Source organism: Streptomyces sp. NPDC054863, assembly GCF_053610825.1.
Genome location: NZ_JBSGZD010000438.1, coordinates 1 through 4617, shown reverse-complemented (window position 1 = coordinate 4617; position 4617 = coordinate 1). Strand labels below are relative to the sequence as shown.

4 protein-coding genes and 1 pseudogene are annotated in these 4617 nt (G+C 69.7%); 3 read left to right on the top strand and 2 right to left on the bottom strand.

The features are described 5' to 3' along the window. Positions 1–250: 250 nt before the first annotated feature. Positions 251–637: a VOC family protein gene (locus ACWGIG_RS37145; RefSeq protein WP_453326132.1), complete on the bottom strand. Its 387-nt coding sequence runs from the start codon at positions 635–637 to the stop codon at positions 251–253. Positions 638–700: 63 nt separating this feature from the next. Between ACWGIG_RS37145 and ACWGIG_RS37140 the strand changes: the two genes are divergently transcribed. Further along, complete coding sequence (locus ACWGIG_RS37140; protein WP_453326131.1) at positions 701–1669, top strand: helix-turn-helix transcriptional regulator; 969 nt, start codon at positions 701–703, stop codon at positions 1667–1669. A 191-nt stretch (positions 1670–1860) separates the two neighbouring features. Here ACWGIG_RS37140 and ACWGIG_RS37135 read toward each other — a convergent pair whose 3' ends face one another. Beyond that, a complete protein-coding gene (locus ACWGIG_RS37135; RefSeq protein WP_453326130.1) occupies positions 1861–2865 on the bottom strand; it encodes a glycoside hydrolase family 5 protein in 1005 nt (334 codons plus the stop codon). A 312-nt stretch (positions 2866–3177) separates the two neighbouring features. Here ACWGIG_RS37135 and ACWGIG_RS37130 point away from each other — a divergent pair, with 312 nt between their 5' ends. Together ACWGIG_RS37130 and ACWGIG_RS37125 are read left to right on the top strand one after the other, a co-directional pair. After that, positions 3178–4011, top strand: a complete 834-nt coding sequence (locus tag ACWGIG_RS37130; RefSeq protein ID WP_453326133.1) for an aldo/keto reductase — start codon at positions 3178–3180, stop codon at positions 4009–4011. A gap of 297 nt (positions 4012–4308) precedes the next feature. Then, positions 4309–4617: pseudogene (locus ACWGIG_RS37125) on the top strand (cytochrome P450); the annotation flags it as partial.

The following is a 4617-nucleotide window of genomic DNA, read 5'->3' as shown; positions in this document are numbered from 1 at the left end:
CTTTTGGGCGGGGGCCTCGGCGCCCGCGAAGGCGCCTGAACGACGGGCACGGCAGCGGCGGGGCGGATACCAGCAGGGGCGGAGGCGGAGAGTCACCTCTGCGGGTTCGTACGAGGAACACCCGCTACCGGCCCAGCGGGTGGGAGCAACAGCGTCGGCCGGGCAGGGCCATGATCGCGCCACCGCCCCGTGCCCGGGCGGGACAGCAGCGAGTTCGTCGGCCTGCCTGGGTACGCGGAGCCGGGTTTGCTCAGACCAAGGTGGAGATGCAGAACGGGTGGCCTGCGGGGTCCAGCAGGACTCGCCATCGGTCGGGGTCGGGCTGAAACTCGGGTTTCACGGCCCCCAGGGCAAGGAGCCGGGACTGCGCGGCGTCCAGGTCGTCGACGCCCAGTTCGATGTGCGCCTGCTTCTCCTGGGCAGGGTCCGGCCAGGTGGGGCGGCGATAGTCGGCCAGCCGGTTGAATCCCAGTCCGGCCGCGCCCTCCCGGCCGAGCAGGACGAAGTCGTCGGTGGAGAAGACGACGGGCAGAGCGAGGACTTCGCCGTAGAAGCGGGCCAGTTCGGCGGGGTCCGGGCAGTCGAAGGTGACGGCCGAGTAACGGAACGTGGGTGCGGAGGAATTTCCTGTGCTCATGGCGGGGACGCTACTTCGGGACCAGGACAGTTTCGGTCCTGGTCGTATGGAAAACTTCCACACGTGATCAGTGCCTCCGCCCGCCTGCTGCGCCTGGTCTCCTTGCTGGCCGGCCGGCCGTCGTGGACCTGCGGTGAACTGGCCGACCGGATGGCGGTCGCCGAGCGCACGGTACGGCGGGACATCGCCAAGCTCAGGGAGCTCGGTTACGCCGTCGAGTCCGACCCCGGGCCATGGGGCGGTTACCGTCTCCGTGCCGGATCCCGGGTACCGCCGCTGATCCTCGACGACGACGAAGCACTCGCCGTGGCCGTCGGGCTGCGCGAGGCCGCACTCAGCGGCGCTCTCGGGGGCGACCAAGCCGCCCTGTCGGCGCTGCTGAAGCTGCGTCAGGTTCTGCCGCGGCGGATCGCGGACCGGCTGGGCGAGATGGACGCCGCCTTCGTGCACACTCCCCGACCTGACAGGCCCCAGATCATGCCCGGCATGCTGCTGGAACTGGCCGACGCGTGCCGCCGGGGCGAGCGCGCCCGTCTGTCGTACCGCGACCGGGAAGGAAAAGTCACGGTCCGGGACGTCGACCCGTACCGCCTCGTACACACCGGGCGTCGGTGGTACTTCGTCGCCCGAGACGTGACGCGGAACCAGTGGCGTACCTTCCGGGGCGGCAGGGTCGACCGACTGCGGCCGACCGGGCGCCCGGTCGAACTCCTCGACCCGCCCGACCCTGCGTTGCTCGTCTCCCGCTCCGTCGCCGCCGGGCCCTACCCGCTCTGCGCGACGATCCGTCTCCCGATGTCCATGGACCAAGCCCTGCGACTGATCCCGTCGACGGTCGGCAGCCACCGGTCCGAAGGCGCCGACGCCACGATCGTCGACGTCGGCGGTCCCGACGCGGACGGGCTTGCCAGATACCTTCTCAGCCTCGCCACACCCCTGCGGGTCCTCTCACCGGAGGCTGTACGGCAAGCCCTGCTGCGGCGTACCCGGGAACTCTTCGAGGACAACGCGAACGGTGGGTCCCCGTCGTGAGGCACTCAACTGCCGCCCTCGACCAGGTCCTGGAGAGCGTCGGGGTCGCGCCTGCCGGTGGGGCTGGTGCCCGGCCAACTGCCAGACGGGGCAGACAGGTCGGGGGGCAGCCCCCGAGCAGAGCCCGGCCCCCGTCGCACGGCACATGCGGCGGGGGCCGGGGGCTCAGGCGCGGAGCGCGCAGGGGCGTATCAGGCGCGGATCTGGTTCCGGATCCAGACGCCCGCCTCCTTGAGCACCGAGGTGCCCGTCCAGGTGTCGTCGGTGTCGCAGACTCCGTCCTTGAAGACGGCGCCAGAGCGGTGGTCGTCGGAGTAGTTCCAGTTGACCCAGGAGATCTTCTTGCGCTTCATGAGGTCGAGGTACTTCTGCGCCATCGCGAAGTCGTTGGCTCCCTCGCCCTCGTAGTTCTGGGTGCCGAACTCGGTCACGAAGACGGGCAGTTTGTCGGAGGCCCGGTCGAGGGCCGACAGGTACTCCTCGCGGTGCGAGGCCGCGTAGAAGTGGAACGTGTACATGATGTTCGAGGCCCGTACCGGGTTGTTCACCACCTCGGACTCGTCCGAGTCCTCGGAGACTCCGAAGGAGGACCAGGCGCGGGTGCCCACCAGGACCACCGAGTCGGGGTCCTGCGCGCGGATGACCGGGATGATCTTTTCGGAGTACGCCTTGATCCGGGACCAGCTGACGCCGGACGGCTCGTTGGCGATCTCGTAGAGCACGCCGGGGTGGTCCTTGTACTTCTTCGCCATGGCGGTGAAGAAGGTCTTGGCCCGGTCCAGGTTGTAGTCGGGGTCGCCCGGGGAGAGCATGTGCCAGTCGATGATCGCGTACATGCCCCGGGCGTGGGCCATGTCGACGAACTTCATGGCCCGGGCGGTGAATTTGGCCGGGTCGGACGCGTAGCCGCCGTCCTGGACGTACGTGGAGATGCGCAGGACGTCCGCGCGCCAGTCGGTGGCGAGCGCGCCGACCGACTTGCTGGTGACGCACTTCGGATACCACTGCGTGCCGTGGGTGCTCATCCCGTTGAGCTGGACGGCACTCCCGCTGCTGTCGCAGAGCTTGGTGCCGCAGACCTTCAGGGGGCCGTTGATCGCCTTTGCCCTTGGGGAGGAGGGCTGGGGCCCGGCGGCGGTCGCCGAAGTGGTGCCGGACATGGAGAGGAGGACAGCCGCGAGGGAACCGGCAGCCATGGACATGACAGATCGACGTGGGCGATGCATCACGGGCTCCAGGGGTGGGGGTGGGCATGCGTTCCTGGCGTGAAAGCTAGGGCTCTTCGCAGGGAGCGTCAAGAGTGTTGGGAAACCTTCCTAACGATTAACCGGAACGAAAGAGGACGCCATCGGCTCCGATGACGTCCTCGCCGCAGTTCAGCGGGTTGGGGCAGCCTTCGGCCGGGGGTGCGCCGTCCCGCGTGCCTGGTTTCAGTTGTGCGGGCGCGCGTGGGCGTGGTGGGGTTCTCGGCATGGGCGCGACGGCTGGAACACGAGATGAGGTCCACGATGACAGCGGCCAGGACAGTGGCTTTCCCTTCCGGTATGAGCGTGCCCGCCCTGGGTCAGGGCACATGGCGCATGGGAGACACGTACGCGCGGCGCTCCGAGGAGCTCGCCTCGCTCCGCAGGGGCCTCGATCTGGGCATGACCTTGATCGACACGGCCGAGATGTACGGCAGCGGCGCATCCGAGGAATTGGTCGGCGAGGCGATCCGCGGGCGTCGCGACGAGGTGTTCCTGGTCGGCAAGGTGCTGCCGTCGAATGCCGATTCGCGCGGCACCCTCGACGCCTGCCACGCGAGCCTGCGCCGCCTTGGCACGGACCGGATCGACCTGTACCTGCTGCACTGGCGGGGCCGTGTGCCGCTCTCCGAGACCGTCGAGGCCCTCGAAGGACTGGTGAGCAGTGGCAGCATCGGCGCCTGGGGCGTGAGCAACCTGGACGTCGACGACCTGGACGAGCTCCCGACGGGTGCCCTTCCGGCGACGAATCAGGTCCTCTACAACCTCACCCGCCGGGGCCCGGAGTACGACCTGCTCCCCTGGTGCCGCGAGCGCTCGGTTCCGGTCATGGCGTACTCCCCGCTGGAACAGGGGCGACTGCTGGGGCACGAGGCCCTGGATTCCGTGGCCAAGAATCATGGGGCCACCCCGCTCCAGGTGGCGCTTGCCTGGGTACTGCGTCGCGACGACGTCATCGTCATTCCCAAGGCCTCCACCGTGGCGCACGTGGAGGCCAACCACGCCGCCCTCGACATCAGCCTCACCGAAGGGGATCTCAAGGCGCTGGATGCCGCGTTCCCTCCGCCGGTGCGCAAGCAGCCCCTGGAGATGCTGTAACAGATGGTCCACGGACGCTTCCGTACGAGCGCCCGGGGATCCATGGCCGGGCACGCCTGCCCCCGCGGGCCGTCGTCGCGCTGCCCGACCACCGCGGGGAGGGCACGGCAACTGCCCCGCGTGATCCGCGAAGTGCTCGCCGAGGCAGGTGCTGGCGCTGGGCTGCCGTGGGGCAGGCGCAGGGGTGGGGGAACTGGCGGAGGCGGGGGGGGGGTGGGGGAAACTGGCGGTGGCAAGGGCGAGTTGAGGGCTCCCTCGGGCAGACCCGCGGGGCAGCCCCGGACAGGAGGCAGCGTCATGCGCATACCCGGACCCGAACGCCAGGAGGACGGCGGGCTGCGCGCCGTCGCGGACGCGGGTGGGCTGCACCGGTACCAATTGCGCCTGCACGACGCGTACGGACCCGTCGTACGCTTCCAACTCCCGGGCGCCGAGACGGTCGTGTCGGTCTCCGATCCCGTGCTCCTGGAGGCCACGGCGCACCTCGACAAGCGGCCCGAGGAGCTGTTCTCGTTCCTGGACCCGCTGTGCGAGGCGGGCAACCTGCAAGTGCTCCCCGCCGACGAGCACGCGCCCTGGCGCCGGCTGCTGCTCTCGGTGCTCGCC

Coding starts and splice junctions, on each gene's coding strand:
- ACWGIG_RS37145 (WP_453326132.1), bottom strand. CDS start 637: ATGAGCACAGGAAATTCCTCCGCACCCACGTTCCGTTACTCGGCCGTC.
- ACWGIG_RS37135 (WP_453326130.1), bottom strand. CDS start 2,865: ATGGCTGCCGGTTCCCTCGCGGCTGTCCTCCTCTCCATGTCCGGCACC.
- ACWGIG_RS37130 (WP_453326133.1), top strand. CDS start 3,178: ATGACAGCGGCCAGGACAGTGGCTTTCCCTTCCGGTATGAGCGTGCCC.